Genomic DNA, 19,743 nt, shown 5'->3' on the forward strand with positions numbered 1-19,743 from the left:
TGCTCCGGCGGCCCGTCCTCGGTGACCGGCGTCAGCATCCAGAAGGCCGGCAAGATCTACATGGGGGCCCTGAACCGCAAGACCTCCTCCTGGCGTTACGCCAACATCCGCTCGGCCTCGGTGGCCGCGGCCATCGAGCTGTACGGCGCCAACAGCGCCGAGTGCAACAGCACCAAGGCCGCCTGGAGCGCCGTCAGCGTCGCCGCCGCCTCCGGCGAGCCCGCCTGCGGCACCGCCGGCCCCGACTTCTCCCTCACGCTCAACCCGTCCTCGGGCAGCGCCCAGCCCGGCGGCACCGCCACGGCCACGGTCAACACCCAGACGACCTCGGGCAGCGCCCAGACCGTCAACCTGACCGCCTCCGGGCTGCCCAGCGGCACCACCGCCAGCTTCAACCCGGCCTCGGTGACCTCGGGCAACTCCTCCACGCTGACCCTGTCGGTCGGCGCCTCCACCGCCCAGGGCACCTACCAGGTGACCGTGACCGGCACCGGCTCGACCACGCACACCGCGACGTACACCCTGACGGTGGGCGGCGGCGGCCCCGGCGGCCAGGACCCGCCTGACGTCAGCGTCGCCAACGTCAAGACGCACCTGGCGCAGCTCCAGAGCATCGCCACCGCGAACGGCGGCAACCGCAGGTCCACCGGCCAGGGCTACCTGCAGTCGGTCTCCTACGTCGAGCAGAAGCTCCAGGCGGCCGGGTACACCGTGACCCGCCAGACCTGCAGCGTCTCCTACTGCACCAGCGGCGCCGGCCCCAACCTGATCGCCGACTGGCCCGGCGGCGACGCCAACCAGGTCATCATGTCCGGCGCCCACCTGGACAGCGTGTCCGCGGGACCGGGCATCAACGACAACGGCTCCGGCTCGGCCACCCTCCTGGAGGTCGCGCTGACCCTGGCCCAGAAGAACCCCACGCTCACCAAGCACGTGCGGTTCGGCTGGTGGACCGACGAGGAGCAGGGCCTGAACGGCTCCGAGGCCTACGTCGCCTCGCTCAGCTCGACCGACCGGTCGAAGATCAAGGTCTACTACAACTACGACATGGTCGGCTCGCCCAACGGTGGCTACTTCATCAACAACATCACCACCACCGGCGCGTCCTACCTGAAGGAGTTCTACGACAAGCTGAACCTGCAGCCTGAGGAGAACACCGAGGGCGCCAACCGGTCCGACGACGCCTCCTTCCGCAACGCCGGCATCGCCAGCTCGGGCGTGGCGGCGGGCGCGAGCGCCACCAAGACGTCGGCGCAGGCGACCAAGTGGGGCGGCACGGCCAACCGGGCCTACGACTCCTGCTACCACTCCTCCTGCGACACCACCTCCAACATCAACGACACCGTCCTCGACCGGGCGGCGGACGCCGCGGCGTACGCCATCTGGAAGCAGGCGGTCGGCGGCACCACCCAGCCGCGTGACTTCTCGCTCTCCGCCAACCCCGGCTCGGGCACGGTGCAGGCCGGCTCCACCGCCACCACGACGATCGGCTCGACCACCACGAACGGGACCGCCCAGACGGTGAACCTGTCCGCGAGCGGCCTGCCGACCGGCGCCACGGCCTCGTTCAACCCGGCCAGCATCACGTCGGGCGGCTCGTCCAGCCTGTCGATCGCGACCTCGCCCACCACCCCGGCGGGCAGCTACACGATCACCGTGACCGGCACCGGCGAGACGGCGACGCACACCACGTCGTACGCGCTGACCGTCCAGGGCACCTCGGGTGGCCGGACGTTCACCAACGACACCGACTACCAGATCAGGGACTACTCCAACACCCAGAGCTCGATCACGTCCACCGCGACGGGCACCGCGGCCTCCCCGGTCAAGGTGTCCATCACGATCAGCCACACCTGCGCCGAGGACCTCGACATCTGGCTCCGCGGCCCGAACGGCACCTGGTACGTGGTCGACGCCTACGGCGGCACCACCTGCACGCAGTACGGCACCAGGACCTTCTCGATCCCGGTCAGCCAGCAGGCCGCCGGCACCTGGACGCTCGACATCGAGGACGTCTACCTCGGTGACACCGGCTTCCTGGACAGCTGGAGCATCACGGTCTAACCGTCGGAATCAGGGGTAGCGAGCCCCGGCCGGTCATCCGGCCGGGGCTCCTTCACGTCGTTGCGGGTGCGCACGCCGAGCTTCTGCAGCACCCGCGCGACGTGCGTGTCCACCGTCCGCCGGGACAGGAACAGCACCTCGGCGATCTCCCGGTTCGTCCGGCCCAGCGCGACCAGCCTGGCCACCTCGGCCTCCCGCGGCGACAACACCCCGCTGCGGCCCTTCCTGCCCCTGCGCGGCGCGCTGCCCGGCCCGATCTCGCGCAGCAGGTGGCGGCAGCGGGCGGCGTCGTGGGTCGCGCCCAGGCCGGCGTACCGCTCGCAGGCGTCCGCGATCAGATCGGCGGCCCGTGCCCGGTCGCCCGTCGCCAGCCGGGCCGCCGCCTCGGACTCGGCCGTCCTGGCCACGGTGTAGGGCCTCGGCATCGCCTCGTACGCGGCCCGCGCCCTGGCGAAGCACCTGGCCGCCTCCTCGTACGCGCCCCGGTCCAGGGCCAGCGCGCCGGCCGCCGCGTCGAGGCCGGCGTGCGCGGAGGGCGCGTCGCGGCCCTCGATGCCCGCCGCGAACTCGGCCACCAGGTCCTCGGCCTGCTCCGCCCGTCCGGCCCTCAGCAGCGCCGTCACGGCCGGGGGCACGAGCTGGTCGCCCCACACCCACATGCCCTTGCGCCGCAGTCTGGCCACCGCCCGCTCGGCCTCGGCCAGCGCCTCGTGCGGGCAGTCGCGGGTCAGGTGCAGCTCGATCAGACCGCCCGAGGCCACGGCGGCGACCGGCAGGAACCCCGACTCCACGTCGTTGACGCCCGCCGCCACCAGGTGTTCGGCGGCCTCCTCCCACTCGCCCCTGGCCAGGGCCAGCATGCCCAGCGCGAGCCGGGCGTCCACGGCCAGCAGCGGTGCCTCGGCCGTCATCTCGACCGCCGCGACGGCCCGTTCGCGCAGGCCCTCCCAGCGGCCGGTGAGCAGGGCGAGCCGGATCGAGGACATCTCCACCAGGAACACCGGGTACTGCGCGCCGGTCTCCTCGGCGATGCGCCTGCTCTGGTCGGCGAAGCGCTCGGCCGCCGCGTAGTGGCCGAGCGCGATGGCCGAGTCGAACAGGTTGGCGTAGCCGCGCGCCACCTGCCTGCGCACCGCCGCCGAGGGGTCGTTCGCGGGCAGCGTCGCGGCCAGGTCGAAGGCGTCCGGCGAGCCCAGCATCATGGCCAGGCTGATCTTGTTGGCGTGCACGGCGGCGGTCAGCTCCGGATCCTGGTCCTCGACCGTGGCCAGCAGCTTCTCCGCCCGGTTCATCCACTCCTCGTGGACGGCCAGCGGCTCGCCGCCCCAGGCGGGCATCGCCAGCAGCGCCAGCCCGCGCGCGGCCAGGCTCGGCCGGTCGTGCAGGTCGGGCAGGGCGAGCAGGATCTCCTGGCGGCCGGCGGCGACCACGCCCGCCTGGTTGGACAGCAGCACGCCCAGGTTGAGCCGGGCCTCGCCGCGTACGTGCCGGGACAGGAAGTCCTCGGCCAGCAGGTGGCGCAGCGAGCGCACCACGCGCCGGTAGGACAGCCCGATCGCGGCCACCCGGCTGAGCCGCAGCGCGAGCGGGCCGCGCGCGTCGTGCGGCAGTTTCGGGTCGGCCAGCATGCCGGCCAGCACCTCGACGGCGAGCGGGATGTCGCCGATGGCGGCGGCGTGGTCGGCCGCCGCCGGGCCGTGCCGCTGCCAGGACTCGAAGTCGCCCGCCCGCCTGGCGTGGTAGGCGAGCTGGACGAGCGGCGGCGGTTCGAGGGCGGACAGCGCGGTCACCGCCCGCTGGTGGGTGAGCCGCCGGTCGGGGCCCGGGATCGCGTCGTAGACGGCCTGCTGGGCGAGGGCGTGGCGGAAGCTGTACTGGCCGTCGTGCTGTTCGAGCAGCACGCCCGCCTTGAGCGCCTGGCTGAGCCCGTCGCCGAGGGGATGGCCGGAGACGGCGGCGATGAGCTGCTCGTCGGCGGGCAGCCCGAGCACGGCGGCGGCGTGCACGGCGTGCAGCGCGGCCGGCGAGAGCCCGGTGAGCTGCTCGGTCATCGCCTCGCGCAGCAGCAGCGGCACCGCCATGCGCTCCAGGACCTCCGGCTCCTCCTCGCCGCCGAGTAACTGGCCCTCGTCGTCGAGCAACGAGCGCACCACCTCCTCGATCACGAACGGCACCCCCGCCGTGCGGTCGCGCAGTTTCGTGACGAAGTCGCAGGTCAGCGTCGAACGGCCGAGCAGCGCCCCGGTCAGGCGGCGCACCCCCTCGACGTCGAGCGGCGTCAGCGAGATCACCTCGCTGCGCACCCCCGGCGGACGCCGGTACGCGCGCCCGAACGGCAGCCCCGGCACCGGCAGCCCCTCCCGGCGGAACGTCACCACCAGCGCGAGCCCCGCCGGCGGCTGGTCGGTGAGGAAACGCAGCAGGTCACGGGTGCCGTCGTCGGCCCAGTGGAGGTCCTCGATCACCAGCACCGCCGGGGCCGCGGCGGCCAGCAGCGCGTGCACCGCGCGGAACAGGCGGTGGCGCTCGGCGCGCGGGTCGTCCAGCGGGGGCGGCGACGGCACCGGCGGCAGGTGCCCGGCCAGCTCCGGCAGGTAGCCGCGCAGGGCGCCGGTGACCGGGTTGAGCGTGCCCGTCTCCGGCAGCGCGCACCCGACGTGCCGCAGCGCGTCGAACACCGGGCCGTACGGGAACGGCTCGCGGATCTGGTGGCAATGGCCGATCAGGACGGTGCGTTCGCCATCGGGCAACAGGTCGAGCGCGGCCCTGACCAGCCGGGTCTTCCCGATGCCCGCCTCGCCCTGCACGAGGATGACGGCCGGAGGGCCGGTGATGGCGTCGACGAGTGAGCGTAACTGGGCGTCACGCCCGATCAACCCAGGAGAAGCCAGGCTTGTCATCGGGGTCTCCGTAACAGTGCAGGTTTACTCCCCCTGTCGGAATACTGTTATCCATCACGGGTCAGCGCGGGTCAACCCTCTGTTTTCCGGTCAAATGCCGTGCCCTTGGTGGCGCCGGTGATCCCGGCGCCCTCGGCCGCCCCGTCGCGCGCGGGCGGCGCCTCAGGAGGCGACGGGGGTCCTGCCGTCCCCTGCCGGGGCGGGTTCGGCCAGGTCCACGCTGTCGCGGAGCTTGGCCGGCTTGAGGAACAGGGTGGCGATCACGCCGATCACGGCGATGCCCGCCGAGATCAGGAAGATGTGCCCGGTGGCGTCGCCGTACGCGGCCCTGACGATGCCCTTGAACGGCTCCGGCAGCGCCGCGATGTTGAGCGTGCTCCTGCCGCCCGCGGCCGCCTTGGCCGGGTCGATGCCCGCCTTGGCCAGCCCTTCGGCGATGCCGGTCGCGACCTGGTTGGCCAGCACCGCGCCGAGCACCGACACGCCCACCGTGCCGCCCAGCGAGCGGAAGAACGTCACGGCCCCGCTGGCCGCGCCCAGCTCGCGCAGCGGCACGGTGTTCTGGATCGCCAGGACGAGGTTCTGCATCGACATGCCGACGCCCGCGCCGACCAGCACCATCGCGCCGGCGATGAGCACGAGCGAGGTCTGGTGGTCCATCGTGGACAGCACCAGGAACCCGGCGGTCAGCACGACCGCCCCGGTGACGATGTACGGCTTGACGTTCCCGCTCCTCGACACCATGCGCCCGGAGATCGCCGAGGACAGCAGCACGCCGAGCATCATCGGGATCGTCAGCAGCCCCGCCTCGGTCGGGCTGTAGCCGCGGCCGATCTGGAAGTACTGGCCGAGGAAGACCGAGCCGCCGAACATCGCCATGCCCACCGCGAGGCTCGCCAGGATGGCCAGCGCCGGGGTACGGCGGCGGATGACGTGCAGCGGCACCACCGGCTCCTTGACCACGGTCTCCACCCAGGTCGCCACCGCCAGGACGGCGACGCCGCCGAGCACCATCGCGGCGGTCTGCCAGGACAGCCAGTCGAAGGAGTTGCCGACGAAGGTCACCCAGATGAGCAGCACGCTCACGCCGACCGCGATCAGCGTGGCGCCGACGTAGTCGACCTTGACGCCCTCGCGGCGCACGTGGGTCACCCGCAGGGTCTTCTGCAGCAGGAAGAAGGCGACCACGGTGAACGGCGCCGCCACGAAGAAGCACCAGCGCCAGCCGAGCCAGGAGGTGTCCGCGATCAGGCCGCCGAGCAGCGGCCCGGCCACGGTCGCGACGGCCATGACGCCGCCGAGGTAGCCGTTGTACTTGCCCCGGTCCTTGGGGCTGATCATCGCCGCGATGATCACCTGGACCAGGACCTGCAGCGCGCCCATGCCGAGGCCCTGGAGGGCGCGGAAGGCGATGAGCTGGGCGGTGTCCTGGGCGAAGCCGCAGGCCACCGAGCTGACCATGAAGATCACGATAGAGATCTGCAACAGCAGCTTCTTGCTGAACAGGTCGGCCAGCTTGCCCCAGATCGGGGTGGAGGCCGTGGACGCCAGCAGCGAAGCGGTGATCACCCAGGTGTACTGCGACTGCGTGCCGTTCAGCGCGCCGATGATCTGCGGCAGCGCGACCGACACGATCGTGCCGCTGATCATCGCCACGAACAGGACCAGCAGCAGCCCGCTCAGGGCCTCCATGATCTGCCGATGGCTCATCTGGCCCGGCGGCGCGGCCGGGACGGTCGGTGCGCTCATGCGCGGCCTCCTCCTACGTAAAACAATGCCCAATGGGAAAGTTTGCCCGCTGAGCATATATTCCCGGACGGTAGGCTTGGCGCATCATGGACAGCACCGGCGGGCTGCGCGAACGCAAGAAGGCCGAGACGCGGCAGGCCGTGCACGAGGCGGCCATGCGGCTGGTCGGGGAGCACGGCCTCGACGCCGTCACGGTCGAGACCATCGCCGACGCCGCGAACATCTCGCGCCGCACGTTCTCCAACTACTTCGCCGGCAAGGAGGACGCCGTCCTCTACGGCGAGGAGCAGCGCATCCGCGACCTGGTCGAGAAGGTGCGCGCCCAGCCGGCCGGCCGGACCGCCTGGCAGGCGCTCTGCGGGGCGATCGACGACGTGTTCGAGGAGGTGGGCGAGCCGGCGCGGGAGTGGGCCGTGCGCGCCCGCCTGGCCAAGCGGCACCCGTCGCTGCTGGCCCGGCAGCTCGCCAACCACGCGGCGCTGGAGCGCGACCTGGCCCAGGCGATCTCCGAGCGGGAGAGCCCGGTGCGTCCGCAGGTGATGGCGGCCGGCTTCCTCACGGCGTTGCGGCTCGGGTCGCACCTGTGGGTCGAGGAGCGCCAGGCGCGCTCGTTGCGGGAGGTCATGGCCGAGATGCTCGACGAGATGTCCCGCCCCTTCAGCTGACCGCCTGCGTCCCGATGGGGGAACGCGGGCGGGAGTGGGGCGCGTCAGGAGCAGGTGGTGTTCGCGGGGGTGGCGGCCGTGCCGTTGGCGGTGAAGCCGATCACCACCGACGCCCCCGGCGCCAGGTTCCGCGCCCAGTCGGGCCCCTTGGCGGTCCACGTGGTGCCCGAGACCGTCACCACCGCGTTCCAGGCGTTGTTCAGGGTGACGCCCGCGGGCAGCGTCCAGCTCGCGGTCCAGGCGTTGATCGGGGACGTCCCGGTGTTCTTCACCGTCACCTCGCCCTGGAAGCCGCCCTGCCAGGCGTTGGTCTGCTTGTAGCCGACCGTGCACTGCCCCGGCGGGTTCGCCGTGGGCGACGTCGTGGGATTGCCCCCGCCCCCGGCCGGTGGGATCAGGTACGGCTGCAGGATGTCCTGCTTGGCCTGGTTGATCGTGGTCCAGTCGTCATTGGCGATGCCGCCGGTGTCGCCCGAGTTCGGGTTCCACGACCAGTACGTGAACGACATGCCGTTCACCCCGGTGCCGGTGTACTTCATGAGCTCCTGGAGCCAGATCTTGTCGACGTTCGAGGCCAGCGTGGTGCCGAACTCGCCCATCATGATCGGCGCGATGTTCTGCTTCCACAGGTAGCCCCAGTACTTGTCCCAGATGGCGGGCATGTTGGCGGGGTAGTCGGGGGCGTCGAACCAGGTCTGGTGGTAGACCGAGGTGGCGTACTCGTGCGGTGAGTAGACCAGGCGGTTCGCGACGTTGAGCCGTACCGGGTACTGGCCGGCCTTCGACAGGTTGCCGCCCCACCAGCCGCAGTCCTCGTCATTGCCGGGATCGTTGTCCCAGACGTTCGACAGTCCGCCGCTCGGGCAGCTCACACCCTCGACGAAGATCAACCAGTTGGGGTTCACGCCCAGGACCGCGTTGCCCGCCCGTTCGGCCGCCAGGCGCCAGTCGCGGGCCTGGTCGCCGCAGCCCCAGCAGGCGCCGGTCGCGTTGGGGTTGGTGCCCTCGGCGTGCGGCTCGTTGTGCAGGTCGGCGCCGATGACCGTCGGGTTGTTCGCGTAGTGCTGGGCCAGGGTCTTCCAGTCGTTGATCCAGGTGCTCTCGGGGGTGGCGCTGACGTACCAGAGCGGGGACTGGCCGGCCGCGGTCGGGCGGTGGCGGTCGAGGATGATCCGCATGCCCTTGACGCCCGCGTAGTCCACGACCTTGTCGAGGATCTGCATGGGGGACAGGCCGACCAGGTCGGGGTTGACGTAGTCGTTGATCCCGGTGGCGGTGGCCCCCGGCTTGAGCGCGTCGTTGGAGTACGGCACCCGCAGCGTGTTGTAGCCCAGCGAGGCCATCTTGTCGATCTGGCTCTTCCAGGGGTTGCTCGACCACAGGCCGTGGAAGGTCTTGTTATCAGTTTCCATCCCGAACCAGTTGATCCCGGTCAGCCGGACGGTCGCCCCGGTGCTGTCGAGGATCTTGTTGCCACTGGTGTGCAGGTAGCCGGTCCCTGTTCCGGTCGCCGCGCCCGCCGGGGTGGTGGTCAGCGCGACGGCGACAGCCGCTCCGGCCACCACCGTGGCCAGGGCGGTCAGTGCCGCCTTCGAGGTCTGCATGGGGGTCCCTTTCCGCGAGGGGGAACGCGGCGTCATGCTCGGCCGCCGCGTTCGGGCACGTCAATGCGAGGACGCCCGTCAACCCCTCTGAACTGCGGGAACGCCTGAAACTTTCATGCCGTGGTAGTGCCAGGTGGAGTGCGGATCCTCGCGGCCGCGCCAATGTGCCCGGACGCGTCCGTCACTTGGATGGCGGGCATGACGATCACGCGCATGACCATCCCCGGGCGCTGGGTGGAGGGCGCCGGGCTGGTGCTCGGACCGGTGCTGCTGCTCGCCGGAGTCCTCGTCCGCCTCGGCGCCGACGACTTCTTCCCCGGCCAGCTCGCCGCCTACGCCGCCGACCCGGGCCGCATGGCCCTGTCCTACAGCCTGTACGCCGCGGGCGCCGTGCTGCTGTGGCCGGCGGTGACCGCGCTCGGCCGGGTGATCGCCGTCACCCATCCGGCCCTGGCCGGGTGGGGTGTGACGCTGGCGGTGCTGGGGCTGTTCGGCAGGGTGTTCCACGCCGGGGTGAGCCATCTGGCGTTCCAGCTGGTGGACGCGCTCGGCCCGGCGGCGGCCGAGCGGGTGGTCGCCGGCACGTACGGGGCCTTCCACGTGTTCAAGGCGGTCAACGTCTGCATCATGGGCGGCTGGGTCGTGCTGGCCGTGGGCGCCTTCCGTGCCGGGGCCCTCGGGGCCGGGCCGGCCGGCGTGGTCAGGTGCGTCGCGCTGGCGCTGGCGGCCGGGCTGCCGCTCGGCGTGCTCAAGGGCAGCAGCGACCCGGTCGCGCTGGCCGGGCTGGCCGGGCTCGTCGTCGCGCTGGTGCCCATGGGCGTCGCAGTGCTCCGCACGGGCCCCGCGCCCCGCTGGTGGGCGCTCGTGCTCACGTTCGCGCTGGTCCCGGCGGCGTTCCTCGTGGGGATGGCGGGCTGACTCCTCTATAGTTGACATCAACTAGCCGACAATGGATAGTTGACATCAACTAAAGGGGACTGCGATGGAGAAGCGCCGCAAGGTGGCCAACCCGCTCGCGCTGGCGGTGCTGGCGTTCCTGCTGGTCGAGCCCATGCACCCGTACGAGCTGGGCCGCCGTCTGCAGGAGACCGACAAGGACAAGAGCTTCAAGTACAACCGCGGCTCGCTCTACATGGTCGTCAAGCAGCTCGCCAAGGCGGGGTTCATCGTCGAGCGGGAGACCGTCCGCGACACCGAGCGGCCCGAGCGCACGCTCTACGAGCTCACCGGCGAGGGCCGCGCGGAGCTCTACGACTGGCTGCGCGAGCTGGTCTCGACGCCGCAGGAGGACTATCCGCACTTCGGCGTCGCGTTGTCGCTGATCAGCGTGCTCGACCCGGCCGAGGCCGTCGGGCTGCTGGAGCGGCGCGCGGCGGCGATGACCGCCCAGCGGGCCGAGCTGGCCCGGACCGCCGACGCCGCCCGCGCGGGCGGCGTGGCCTGGGTGTTCCTCGTGGAGGACGATTACCGCCTCGCGGTGCTCGACGCCGAGCTGGCCTTCGTCGCCCGCCTCATCGAGTCCCTCGGCGCACCTGACTACGCCAGGACCTGGCACGAGATGTTCGGGAGTCGGCAATGACAGCAGTGAGCACGGCATTGGTGATCGGCGGGGGCATCGCCGGCCCCGTCACCGCGATGGCGCTGCGCCGCGCGGGGATCGAGGCGACCCTGTACGAGGCGTACGACCGGGGAGCGGAGGGCGTCGGCGGCACGCTCACGATCGCCCCGAACGGGCTCGCGGCGCTGCGGGCCGTCGGCGCCGAGGAGGCCGTCCGGGCGGTCGGCCAGCCGGTGGCGCACACGGTCGTCCGCGACGGCGCGGGCAGGCGCATGGGCGAGCTGGCCGGCCTGCCCGACCTGCCGCCCAGCCAGGCGATGTGGCGCTCGCAGCTCTACGGCGCGATCCGCGACCGGGCCCTGGCCGCCGGCATCCGCACGGAGTACGGCCGCCGCCTGGTCGGCGTCGAGGAGCACCCCGGCGGCGTCACCGCGCGCTTCGCCGACGGCGGCAGCGCGAGCGCCGACATCCTGGTCGGGGCCGACGGCATCCGTTCCGTGGTCCGGTCCTTGATCGACCCGGCCGCGCCGGGGCCGCGCCACGTGCCCCTGCTGAACTTCGGCGGCCTGGCCGACGTCGCCGTGCCGGCCGGGAAGCAGGCGTCCTGCTTCGTGTTCGGGCGGCGGGCGTTCCTCGGCTACTGGGTGCAGCCCGACGGGCGCACGGCCTGGTTCTGCAACGTGCCGCACGCCGAGCCGACGACGTCCGCGCAGGCGCGCCGGGTGCCGGCCGGGGACTGGCTGCGCCGCCTGGGCGAGCTCTTCGCGGGCGAGGAGCCGGGGCAGGAGCTGGTGCGGCACACGTCCCCCGAGAACCTGGTGGCGCTCGGCACGGTGGAGATCATGCCGAGCGTCCCGCACTGGCACCGCGGCAGGATGGTGCTGGTGGGCGACTCGGTGCACGCACCCTCGCCCAGCTCGGGGCAGGGCGCCTCGCTGGCCGCCGAGAGCGCCGTCCAGCTCGCCCGCTGCCTGCGCGACCTGCCCGCCGCGCCCGCCGCGTTCGACGCCTACGTACGGCTGCGCCGCGACCGCGTCGAGCGGGTCGCCGCCCGCGCCTCCCGGACGAACAGCAGCAAGACCCTCGGGCCCTTCGCCGTCACGATGATGCGGCTGATGATGCCGCTGGCCACCCGGACGTTCCTGGCCCCCGAACGCGCCCTCGGCCCCGAGCAGCGCCACCACCTCGACTGGGACGAGCCGGTGACCGCCTAAGCGGTCAGCAGCTTGACGATCGCCACCACCCCGATGCAGACGACCGCACCGCGCAACACCGGCGCGGGCAGCCTGCGTCCCACCCGCGCCCCCAGGAACCCGCCGACCGTCGAGCCCAGCGCCACCAGCAGCACGGCCCACCAGTCGACGTCGGCCACCAGCGTGTACAGGACGGCGGCCGTGGCGTTGACCACGAGCGACAACACGTTCTTGGCGGCGTTGACGCGCTGCAGCTCCTCGTCGAGGAAGATGCCGAGCAGCCCGATGAGCAGCACGCCCTGCGCCGCGCCGAAGTAGCCGCCGTACGCCCCGGCGGCCAGCACGCCCAGCCACAACCAGGGTCCGCCGTGCGCCTGCCGCGGACGGCTGGCCAGCAGCCGGCTGATCCTGGGCTGGGCCAGGACCAGCACGCAGGACAACCCGATCAGCACCGTCACGACCGCCGTGAACGTGCGCTCCGGCAGGTTGAGCAGCAGCAGCCCGCCGATCAGCGAGCCCAGCGCGGAGGCCGAGGCCAGCCGGAGCAGGCGGCCGCGCTGACCCTTGAGCTCGGCGCGGTAGCCGAGGACGCCGGTCACGCCGCCGGGCACCAGGCCGATGTTGTTCGAGACGTTGGCGGTGATCGGCGGCAGGCCGACGGCCAGCAGCGTCGGGAACGTGATCAGCGACCCGGAGCCGACGACGGCGTTGATGCCCCCCGCTCCGACGCCCGCCGCGAAGACCGCGGCCATCTCCCAAGGTGTCATGGCGGGTGACTCTAGTGCGTGGCCCTGGTGCGCTCGCTGGTCAGGTGGGGGTCAGCGGGTGAGGGTGCCCGCCCGGACCAGCCAGTCGACCGCCTCCGCGACCGCCTCCAGCGAGGTGTGCCGGGGGCGGTGGCCGAGCAGCCGCCCGGCCTTCTCCATGCTGCAGTGGGGGCTGTGCGCGATGTGGTCGTAGGTGACGCGGGCGTGGTGCTCCGGCACGGTCTCCCGCCACTGCTCCCACGGCAGGTACGACAGCCGCGCCTCCCGGCCGGACCAGCCCGCCACCGCCTCGGCGTAGCCGCGCAGCGTCAGCGCGGTCACGGCCACCGAGTGGAAGCTCTCGCCCCTGGCGGCGGCCGGGTTGTTCATCGCGTCCACGAACAGCCGGGCGACGTCGTCGGCGTGGACGTGCTGCACGGTCTCCATGCCCAGGTTGGGCAGCCGCACCTCCGCACCGTCGGCCAGCGCCTGGAACACGGCCGGGTCGAGGTTGCCGGCCGGGTTGACCGGGATCCAGCCCGGGCCGGTGATGTGCCCGGGATGGACGATCGTGGCCGGGAACCCCTCCCGAGCGGCCAGGTCGAGCAGGTACGCCTCGATCGCGGCCTTCTGCCGGCCGTACTCGCCGATGGGGCGCTTCGGGCGGTCTTCGGTGGTCGGGACGCGGGTGCTCGGGCCGTGCACCCAGATCGTGCCGCAGTGCAGGAACTGCCGGACCCGGCCGGCCAGCGCCCCGGCCAGGTGGCGGGCGCTCGCCTCGGTGAAGCAGATGAGGTCGACGACGACGTCGGCCTCCAGCTCCGCGATCCGCCGCCCGAACGTGCCCGCGGCCTCCTCGGCCTCCCGGTCGGCGACCACGCCGGCGACCCGCTCCCACGCGCCGTGCGGCGTGTACGGCTCCCGCTTGCCCCGGCTCACCGCGACCACGTCGTGGCCCGCGTCCACCAGGCGCGGGACCAGATAGGTGCCGATGTGCCCACTCGCCCCGATCACCACTACGCGCATGCCCCCACCCTAGACCGGCCCGAACCGGCCCCCCGATCGCCGGGCCCGGAGGCGATCGGGCGGGACGCCGATCGCCAGGTCCAGGGGGCGATCAGGCAGAGCGTCCGATCGCCAGGTCCAGCGCGTGGGCCGCGTCCTGGCCCGGCGACGGGCGCCAGGCCACGTGCTGGTCGGGGCGGACCAGGGCCAGTGCGCCGGCCGCGTCCGGCAGGTCCACCTCCCGCAGCGGCACGCCCAGCTCGGCCGCCCGCTCCACCAGCACCTTGGCCTCCGCCGACGACAGGTCGCCCACCAGGCTGAACCCGGGCCCGAGCCGGTCGTAGAGCGACTCCCCCGGAGCGAGCCACCGGTGCGGCAGCCGCTCGCCGCACCCGCGGGCCACCACCGGCGACCCCGCGTACGTGTACCCCAGCACCAGGTCCAGGCTGTGGAACTCGCTGTCCTTGGTCCGCCGCACCGCCTCCGCGACGGCCGGGCGCACCCGCTCGAACTCGGCGTCCGAACCCATCAGCGCGGGATCGGCCAGTTCGGGCGCGAGCGTGGCCATGTTGGCGGCGGCGGCCTCGATCGTGGCCGCCGCGACCGGCCGGCGTTCGGCCTCGTAGCTGGTCAGCAGGGTCGTGGGGGCCCATCCGTTCAGGACGGCGGCCAGCTTCCAGCCGAGGTTGACCGCGTCCCCGAGGCCGGTGTTGAAGCCGTGGCCGCCGTAGGGCGGGTTCTGGTGCGCGGCGTCGCCCGCCAGGAACACCCGCTCGCCGGCGTACCGGTCGGCCAGCAGCATGCGCGCGGTCCACGGGTCGGTGGCCAGGATCTCGACCTCGACGTCGGCCCCGACCAGGTTGCGGACCAGGCGCACCGGGTCGGTCCCCTCCGCCGGGACGCCCTGGGCGATGCACCACCACAGGTCCTCCAGGTCGAGCCGGCCGAGCATGCCGGGCTGGGCCGGGTTCAGCACCCAGTAGTGCACGGCGGGGCCGTGGGGCACCCGTTCGGCCAGGCCGGGCGCGCGGAAGACGACGTTGAAGTTGGGCCTGGCGTCCTGGCGGCCCTCGTAGCGGGCGCCGATGGCCGGGCGCGTCACGCTGCGGGCGCCGTCGCAGCCGACGACGTACGCGGCGCGCACCTGGCGGGTGCCGCCGTCCGCGGCGGCCAGGTCGGCGGTGACGCCGTCGGCGTCCTCGCGCAGGCCGGTCACCCGCCAGCCGGTGAGCAGCGCGTCACCGGCGGCCTCGCGCAGCACCTCCTCGACGATCGGCTGCGGCACCTGCTGGCCCGGCTCGGCGGCCAGGTCGGAGCCGGTCAGGTCGAGGCCGAAGCAGCCGCCGATCCTGGTGATCTCGCGGCCGAGCAGGCCGGTCGTGAAGACCGCCTCGTCCGACCAGGACACCGCGAGCGGCGCGCGGGCGCGCACCGTCTCGGCCAGCCCCCACCTGCGCAGCAGCTCCATCGACCGCGCCGACGTGGTCTTGGCGCGCGGACGCAGCCACGACACGCTCTCGCGCGGCTCGACGACCATGCTGCGCACGCCGTGATGGGCCAGCTCCACGGCCGTCGCCAGCCCGACGGGCCCGCCTCCGGCGATCAGTACCGGTATGTCGGTCTGGCGCACGCTTTGCTCCCATTCGTCATGGTGATCATCGGCATACTCCAAGCGCCGCGCGTCCCACGTCAAGGTCGGGCCGAAACCCCGGCCGGATCACCGATCGGAAACGATCTAGAGGACGCCCGCCGGACTTGTTACGGTCGTTCCATGACTGAGTCCTCGGCGGTGCCGCTGCACATGCGGCGGGTGGAGTTCGATCCGGCCCCCGAGCTGGGCGAGGTGCGCGACCAGGAACGGATCAAGCGCATCGACACCCTCCTCGGCCTGGAGGCATGGGTGGTGACCCGGTACGCCGACGTCCGCGAGGTCCTGGGCGACGCCGACCGGTTCAGGCTCGCCAGGCAGGGCTCCGCCCGCATGCCCGGAGCGCCCGAGCTGACCGAGGAGCAGCTCGCCGAGCTGCGCGCGGGCAACCTGCTCGGCCAGGACCCGCCCGAGCACACCCGGCTGCGCAGGATGCTGACGCCCGAGTTCACGATCCGCCGGATGAAGCGGCTGGAGCCCCGCATCCGGGACATCGTGCACGAGCACCTCGACGCCATGGAGGCCGCGGGCTCCCCGGCCGACCTGGTGTCGTCGTTCGCGCTGCCGATCCCGTCGCTGGTGATCTGCGAGCTGCTGGGCGTGCCGTACGAGGACCGCGCCGACTTCCAGCGGCGGTCCGGCCGCATGCTGGACCTGTCGCTGCCGGTCGAGGAGCGGGTGGCGGCCAGCTTCGAGTCGCGGGCGTACATGCGCGAACTGGTCACCCGCATGCGCACCGACCCGGGCGAGGACCTGCTCGGCATGCTCATCCGCGAGCACGGCGACGACCTGACCACCAGCGAGCTCGTCGGCATCGGCAACCTGCTGCTGCTCGCCGGGCACGAGACCACCTCCAACATGCTCTCGCTCGGCACGCTCGCCCTGCTGCGCAACCCCGGGCAGCTCGAACTCCTGCGCAAGGAGCCCGAGCGCATCGACGCGACGGTCGAGGAGCTGTTGCGCTGGCTCAGCATCGTCCACTCCGGGACGATCAAGATCACGTCCAGGGAGGTCGAGCTGGCCGGGCGGACCATCGGCGCGGGGGAGATGATCCTGTGCTCGCTGCCCGCCGCCAACCGCGACCCCGGCTTCATCGCCGACCCCGACACCCTCGACATCACCCGCGGCGCCCCCGGCCACGTCGCCTTCGGCCACGGCGTCCACCACTGCCTGGGCGCGCCGCTCGCCCGCATGGAGATGAAGATCGCCTTCCCCGCGCTCTTCGAACGTTTCCCCGGCCTGCGCCCGACCGATTCCACGCCGGAGTTCCGCTCCTTCAACGTCGTCTACGGCCTGACCCAGCTGGAGGTCGCCTGGTAGCGGCGCGCACGCGGATTTTGTCGGCGGCGGCGGATAACGTGCGGGTGTCATGCCAACCGAAGCCAGGCCACACGAGCTGATCGGCAGGGACCACCCCGCCGCGCTGCTGCGCGCCGAGGTCGCGCGGGTGGTCGACAGCCACGGCGGCCTGGTCCTCGTCACCGGCGAGGCCGGCATCGGCAAGACCACGCTCGTCACCAGCACCGCCGCCGAGGCCAGGCGCAGGGGCGCGCTCGTGGTCGGCGGCGCCTGCTGGGATTCCGGCAGCGCCCCCGGCTACTGGCCCTGGGTCCAGGTCATCCGCGCCCTGCGCCGCTCGGCCGCCCCCCACGAGTGGGCCGAGGCCGAGCAGTCGGCCGGCGGCAGCCTGGCCGCCCTGCTCGGCGAGGCGGCGGCGCTCGCCCAGCCGCACCTGGAGGTCACCGCCGCCGACGCCGACCCCGCCTCGGCGTTCCAGATCTACGACGCGGTCACCACCGCCCTGGTGTCGCTCTCGCAGCACCACCCGCTCGTGATCGTCATCGACGACCTCCACGCGGCCGATCCGGCCTCGCTGCGGCTCCTTGAGTTCGCGGCCCGCCAGACCTGGTTCGAGCGCCTGCTCCTCGTCGGCACCTACCGCGACGCCGAGGTCGAGCCGGTCGACCACCCGCTGCGCGACCTGCTGTCGCCGCTCGTCGCCAAGGCCACCACCATCACGCTCACCGGCCTCGACCAGGCCGGGGTGGGCGCCCTCATGGCCCGCACCGCCGGGCTCGACCCGCCCGCCGACCTGGTGGCCGAGGTCCACGTGCGCACGGGCGGAAACCCGTTCTTCGTCGAGCAGACGGCCCGGCTGTGGCGCAGCGGCGGCTCGGCCACGGCCGTGGCGCCCGGCGTCCGCGATGCGCTGCTGCGCCGGCTGTCCCTGCTGCCGCGTCCGGTGTCGGAGCTGCTGCCCGCCGCGGCCGTGCTCGGGCGCGAGTTCCACCGCCAGGTGCTGGCCGCCACCGTGGCCGCCCCCGTCGCGCACGTCGACCGTCTCCTCGACACCGCCGTGATCGCCAGGCTGGTGGTGACCAAGGGCGGCGGCCGGTTCGCCTTCGCCCACGACCTCGTCCGCGAGACCCTCTACGACGCCGTCCCCGACGTGCGCGACCTGCACGCCGCCGTGGTGCGCGCCCTCGACGGCGCCCCCGACCTGGCCCGCCGCATGCTGCCGAGCGACCTGGCCCGGCACGCCTACCTCGCCGGCGACCGCGTCGACCCCGAGCGCGCGATCGACCTGCTCCAGGCCGCCGCCCGCGCCGCCCGCAGCCGGCTCGCCGGCGAGGAGGAGCTCGGCCACCTGCGCCGCGCCCACGAGCTGAGCGCCGCCGCCGCGCCCCGCCGGCGCGTGCTGATCTGCCTCGACCTCGGCCGCGAGCTGCACCACCGCGGTGAGCGCGACGCGGGCCGCCGGCTGTTCGAGGAGGCCGGCGCCGTCGCCGCCGATCTCGGCGACCCCGAGCTGATCGCCCGCGTCGCGCTGGTCTTCCGCTCCCACTACGGCCACGACGACTCCCTCGACCGGCTGCGCCGGGCCCACGCCGCGCTCGTCGGCGAGCCGGCCCCCGACGACCGCCTGGCCCTCGACCTGGTCTTCCACCTCACCGCCCAGGCCCGCCAGGGAGGCGACGACGACGTCCTGGCCTTCAGCCTGTGGGCCCACCACGACATCATCTGGGGCCCCGGCACGGCGGGCGAGCGGGTGGCCCTGACCGGCGAGCTGCTCGACATCGCCCGGCGCACCTCCGACCGCGAGCTCGAACACTTCGCCGGCGCCCTGCGCTGGGTGGCCATGATCGAGGAGGGCGACCCCCGCTACCTCGACCGCTTCCACGACTACGCGGCCAGGGGCCGCAGCACCGACGACGCCCACCTCAACCTCACCACGTCCGTCGACGACAGCATCGTCGCCGCGCTCGCCGGCCGCTTCGCCGAGGCCGAGTCGCTGATGACGGGGCTGTCCCTCGACGGCAAGGACCACGACTTCGACGTCATGCTCGACCACCACCGCTGGGCGATCCGCTGGCTCCAGGGCAGGGTGGAGGAGCAGGAAGACGTCCTGCGCAGGCTCAGGGCGGGCCGTCACCCCGACCGCGGCCTGCTGGAGGCGCTGACCGCCCTGCAGGCCGGCGACGTCGGCACCGCGCTGCGCCACCACGCGGCCGGCGCGCGGGTGGGGCGCATGGCCGAGCCGCTGTGGCTGCGTTTCCAGGCGGAGCTGGCCGCCGCCACCCACGACCGGGAGCTCGCCGCCGGGGCGCGGGCCGCGCTGCTGCCGCACCGGGGGCGGTGGGCGGTCTCCTACTACGGCTGGGACATCAGCGGCCCCTACGACCTGTGGATCGCCGTGCTCGACCTGGCCGAGGGGCGGTGGGCGGAGGCGGCCGAGGGGTTCGCGCGGGCGTACCGGTCGGCCGACCGGATGCGGGCCCGCCCGTGGTCGGTCCTGGCCCGTGCCCGCCTGGCCGAGGCGCTGCTGGCCGGCGGCGACACCGCCGGGGCCCGTCCCGTGCTGGCGGAGGTCCGGCGCGAGGCGGCCGAGCTCGGCATGCACCACGTCCTCGGCACCCTCCCGCCGCAGGGGAGCACCGCCGCCGAGCCCACGCCCCCGCAGGCCCCCGCACGTGAGGAGGGCCCCGAGCCGGCCACGGGCGACTTCCGCAAGGACGGCGAGGTCTGGGCCCTCAGGTTCGCCGGGCGGCTGGCCCACATGCCCGACGCCAAGGGCCTGCGCGACCTGCACCACCTGCTCGGCCACCCCGGCGCCGACGTCCCCGCCGTGGCCCTGCTCGCCCCAGAGGGCGGCGACGTCGTGCTGGCCGCCCGCGCGATGGGCGGCGACGCCGTGCTCGACGAGGAGGCCAAAGCCGACTACCGCCGCCGCCTGTCCGTCCTCGACGACGAGATCGACCGCGCCACCGGCCGCGGCGACGACGACCGGGCGGCCGAGTACGACCGCGAAAGGGCGGCCCTGCTGGAGGAGCTTCGCACGGCCGCCGGGCTGGGCGGCCGCTCCCGCCGTCTGGGCGACGAGGCCGAACGGGCCCGCAAGACGGTGACCGCCAGAATCCGCGACACCCTCCGCAAACTCACCCAGACCCACCCCGAACTCGCCACCCACCTCCGCGCCACCATCTCCACCGGCGCCACCTGCCGCTACCAGCCCACCACCCCCATCACCTGGCACCTCTGACCGGGACCCCGAATTGCTCTCCCCCTGCTCGCACGCAGAGAAGGACTGCCACGACGTCCTCGTCTCCGCCG

At 73.3% G+C, this 19,743-nt stretch carries 13 protein-coding genes; 7 read left to right on the top strand and 6 right to left on the bottom strand.

What is annotated here, in order from left to right; all coding sequences use genetic code 11:
* On the top strand, positions 1-2,064 hold a 2,064-nt coding region (locus tag AB0J46_RS44640), incomplete at its 5' end, for a M28 family peptidase (protein ID WP_364341451.1).
* On the opposite strand, the gene AB0J46_RS44645 is transcribed toward AB0J46_RS44640, so the two are convergent.
* A complete protein-coding gene (locus AB0J46_RS44645; protein WP_364341453.1) occupies positions 2,061-4,964 on the bottom strand; it encodes an AAA family ATPase in 2,904 nt (967 codons plus the stop codon). The genes AB0J46_RS44640 and AB0J46_RS44645 overlap by 4 nt on opposite strands.
* Before the next feature lie 162 nt (positions 4,965-5,126).
* Complete coding sequence (locus tag AB0J46_RS44650) at positions 5,127-6,656, bottom strand: MDR family MFS transporter (RefSeq protein ID WP_364341625.1); 1,530 nt, start codon at positions 6,654-6,656, stop codon at positions 5,127-5,129.
* A 143-nt stretch (positions 6,657-6,799) separates the two neighbouring features.
* Here AB0J46_RS44650 and AB0J46_RS44655 point away from each other — a divergent pair, with 143 nt between their 5' ends.
* Positions 6,800-7,378: a helix-turn-helix domain-containing protein gene (locus AB0J46_RS44655; RefSeq protein WP_364341455.1), complete on the top strand. Its 579-nt coding sequence runs from the start codon at positions 6,800-6,802 to the stop codon at positions 7,376-7,378.
* Positions 7,379-7,422: 44 nt separating this feature from the next.
* Here the strand turns inward: AB0J46_RS44655 and AB0J46_RS44660 are convergent, their stop codons facing one another.
* Complete coding sequence (locus AB0J46_RS44660) at positions 7,423-8,982, bottom strand: cellulase family glycosylhydrolase (RefSeq protein WP_364341457.1); 1,560 nt, start codon at positions 8,980-8,982, stop codon at positions 7,423-7,425.
* Positions 8,983-9,180: 198 nt separating this feature from the next.
* Between AB0J46_RS44660 and AB0J46_RS44665 the strand changes: the two genes are divergently transcribed.
* The 3 genes from AB0J46_RS44665 (at position 9,181) to AB0J46_RS44675 (ending at position 11,754) form a co-directional block, all read left to right on the top strand.
* Complete coding sequence (locus AB0J46_RS44665; RefSeq protein ID WP_364341459.1) at positions 9,181-9,900, top strand: hypothetical protein; 720 nt, start codon at positions 9,181-9,183, stop codon at positions 9,898-9,900.
* Positions 9,901-9,964: 64 nt separating this feature from the next.
* Positions 9,965-10,561, top strand: coding sequence for a PadR family transcriptional regulator (locus tag AB0J46_RS44670; protein WP_364341461.1), 597 nt, complete (start codon positions 9,965-9,967; stop codon positions 10,559-10,561).
* Positions 10,558-11,754, top strand: a complete 1,197-nt coding sequence (locus tag AB0J46_RS44675; RefSeq protein ID WP_364341463.1) for an FAD-dependent monooxygenase — start codon at positions 10,558-10,560, stop codon at positions 11,752-11,754. Before AB0J46_RS44670 ends, AB0J46_RS44675 begins: the two co-directional genes overlap by 4 nt.
* On the opposite strand, the gene AB0J46_RS44680 is transcribed toward AB0J46_RS44675, so the two are convergent.
* The 3 genes from AB0J46_RS44680 to AB0J46_RS44690 all read right to left on the bottom strand — a co-directional run bounded on the left by AB0J46_RS44680 (position 11,751) and on the right by AB0J46_RS44690 (position 15,114).
* The gene (locus AB0J46_RS44680) at positions 11,751-12,500 is read right to left on the bottom strand and encodes a sulfite exporter TauE/SafE family protein (RefSeq protein WP_364341464.1); all 750 of its coding nucleotides are present in this window, start codon (positions 12,498-12,500) and stop codon (positions 11,751-11,753) included. The genes AB0J46_RS44675 and AB0J46_RS44680 overlap by 4 nt on opposite strands.
* Positions 12,501-12,551: 51 nt before the next feature.
* A complete protein-coding gene (locus AB0J46_RS44685; RefSeq protein WP_364341466.1) occupies positions 12,552-13,505 on the bottom strand; it encodes an NAD-dependent epimerase/dehydratase family protein in 954 nt (317 codons plus the stop codon).
* Between the two features lie 91 nt (positions 13,506-13,596).
* Positions 13,597-15,114, bottom strand: coding sequence for an FAD-dependent monooxygenase (locus AB0J46_RS44690; RefSeq protein WP_364341468.1), 1,518 nt, complete (start codon positions 15,112-15,114; stop codon positions 13,597-13,599).
* Positions 15,115-15,255: 141 nt separating this feature from the next.
* On the opposite strand from AB0J46_RS44690, the gene AB0J46_RS44695 reads away from it, so the two are divergent.
* Positions 15,256-16,452 (top strand): cytochrome P450, encoded by a 1,197-nt coding sequence (locus AB0J46_RS44695; RefSeq protein WP_364341470.1) that lies wholly within the window; start codon positions 15,256-15,258, stop codon positions 16,450-16,452.
* 49 nt (positions 16,453-16,501) lie between these two features.
* Complete coding sequence (locus tag AB0J46_RS44700; protein WP_364341472.1) at positions 16,502-19,672, top strand: AAA family ATPase; 3,171 nt, start codon at positions 16,502-16,504, stop codon at positions 19,670-19,672.
* Positions 19,673-19,743 lie beyond the last annotated feature (71 nt).

Origin of the sequence: Nonomuraea sp. NPDC049758 (genome assembly GCF_040674635.1) — a bacterium.
Taxonomy (GTDB): Bacteria; Actinomycetota; Actinomycetes; order Streptosporangiales; family Streptosporangiaceae; genus Nonomuraea.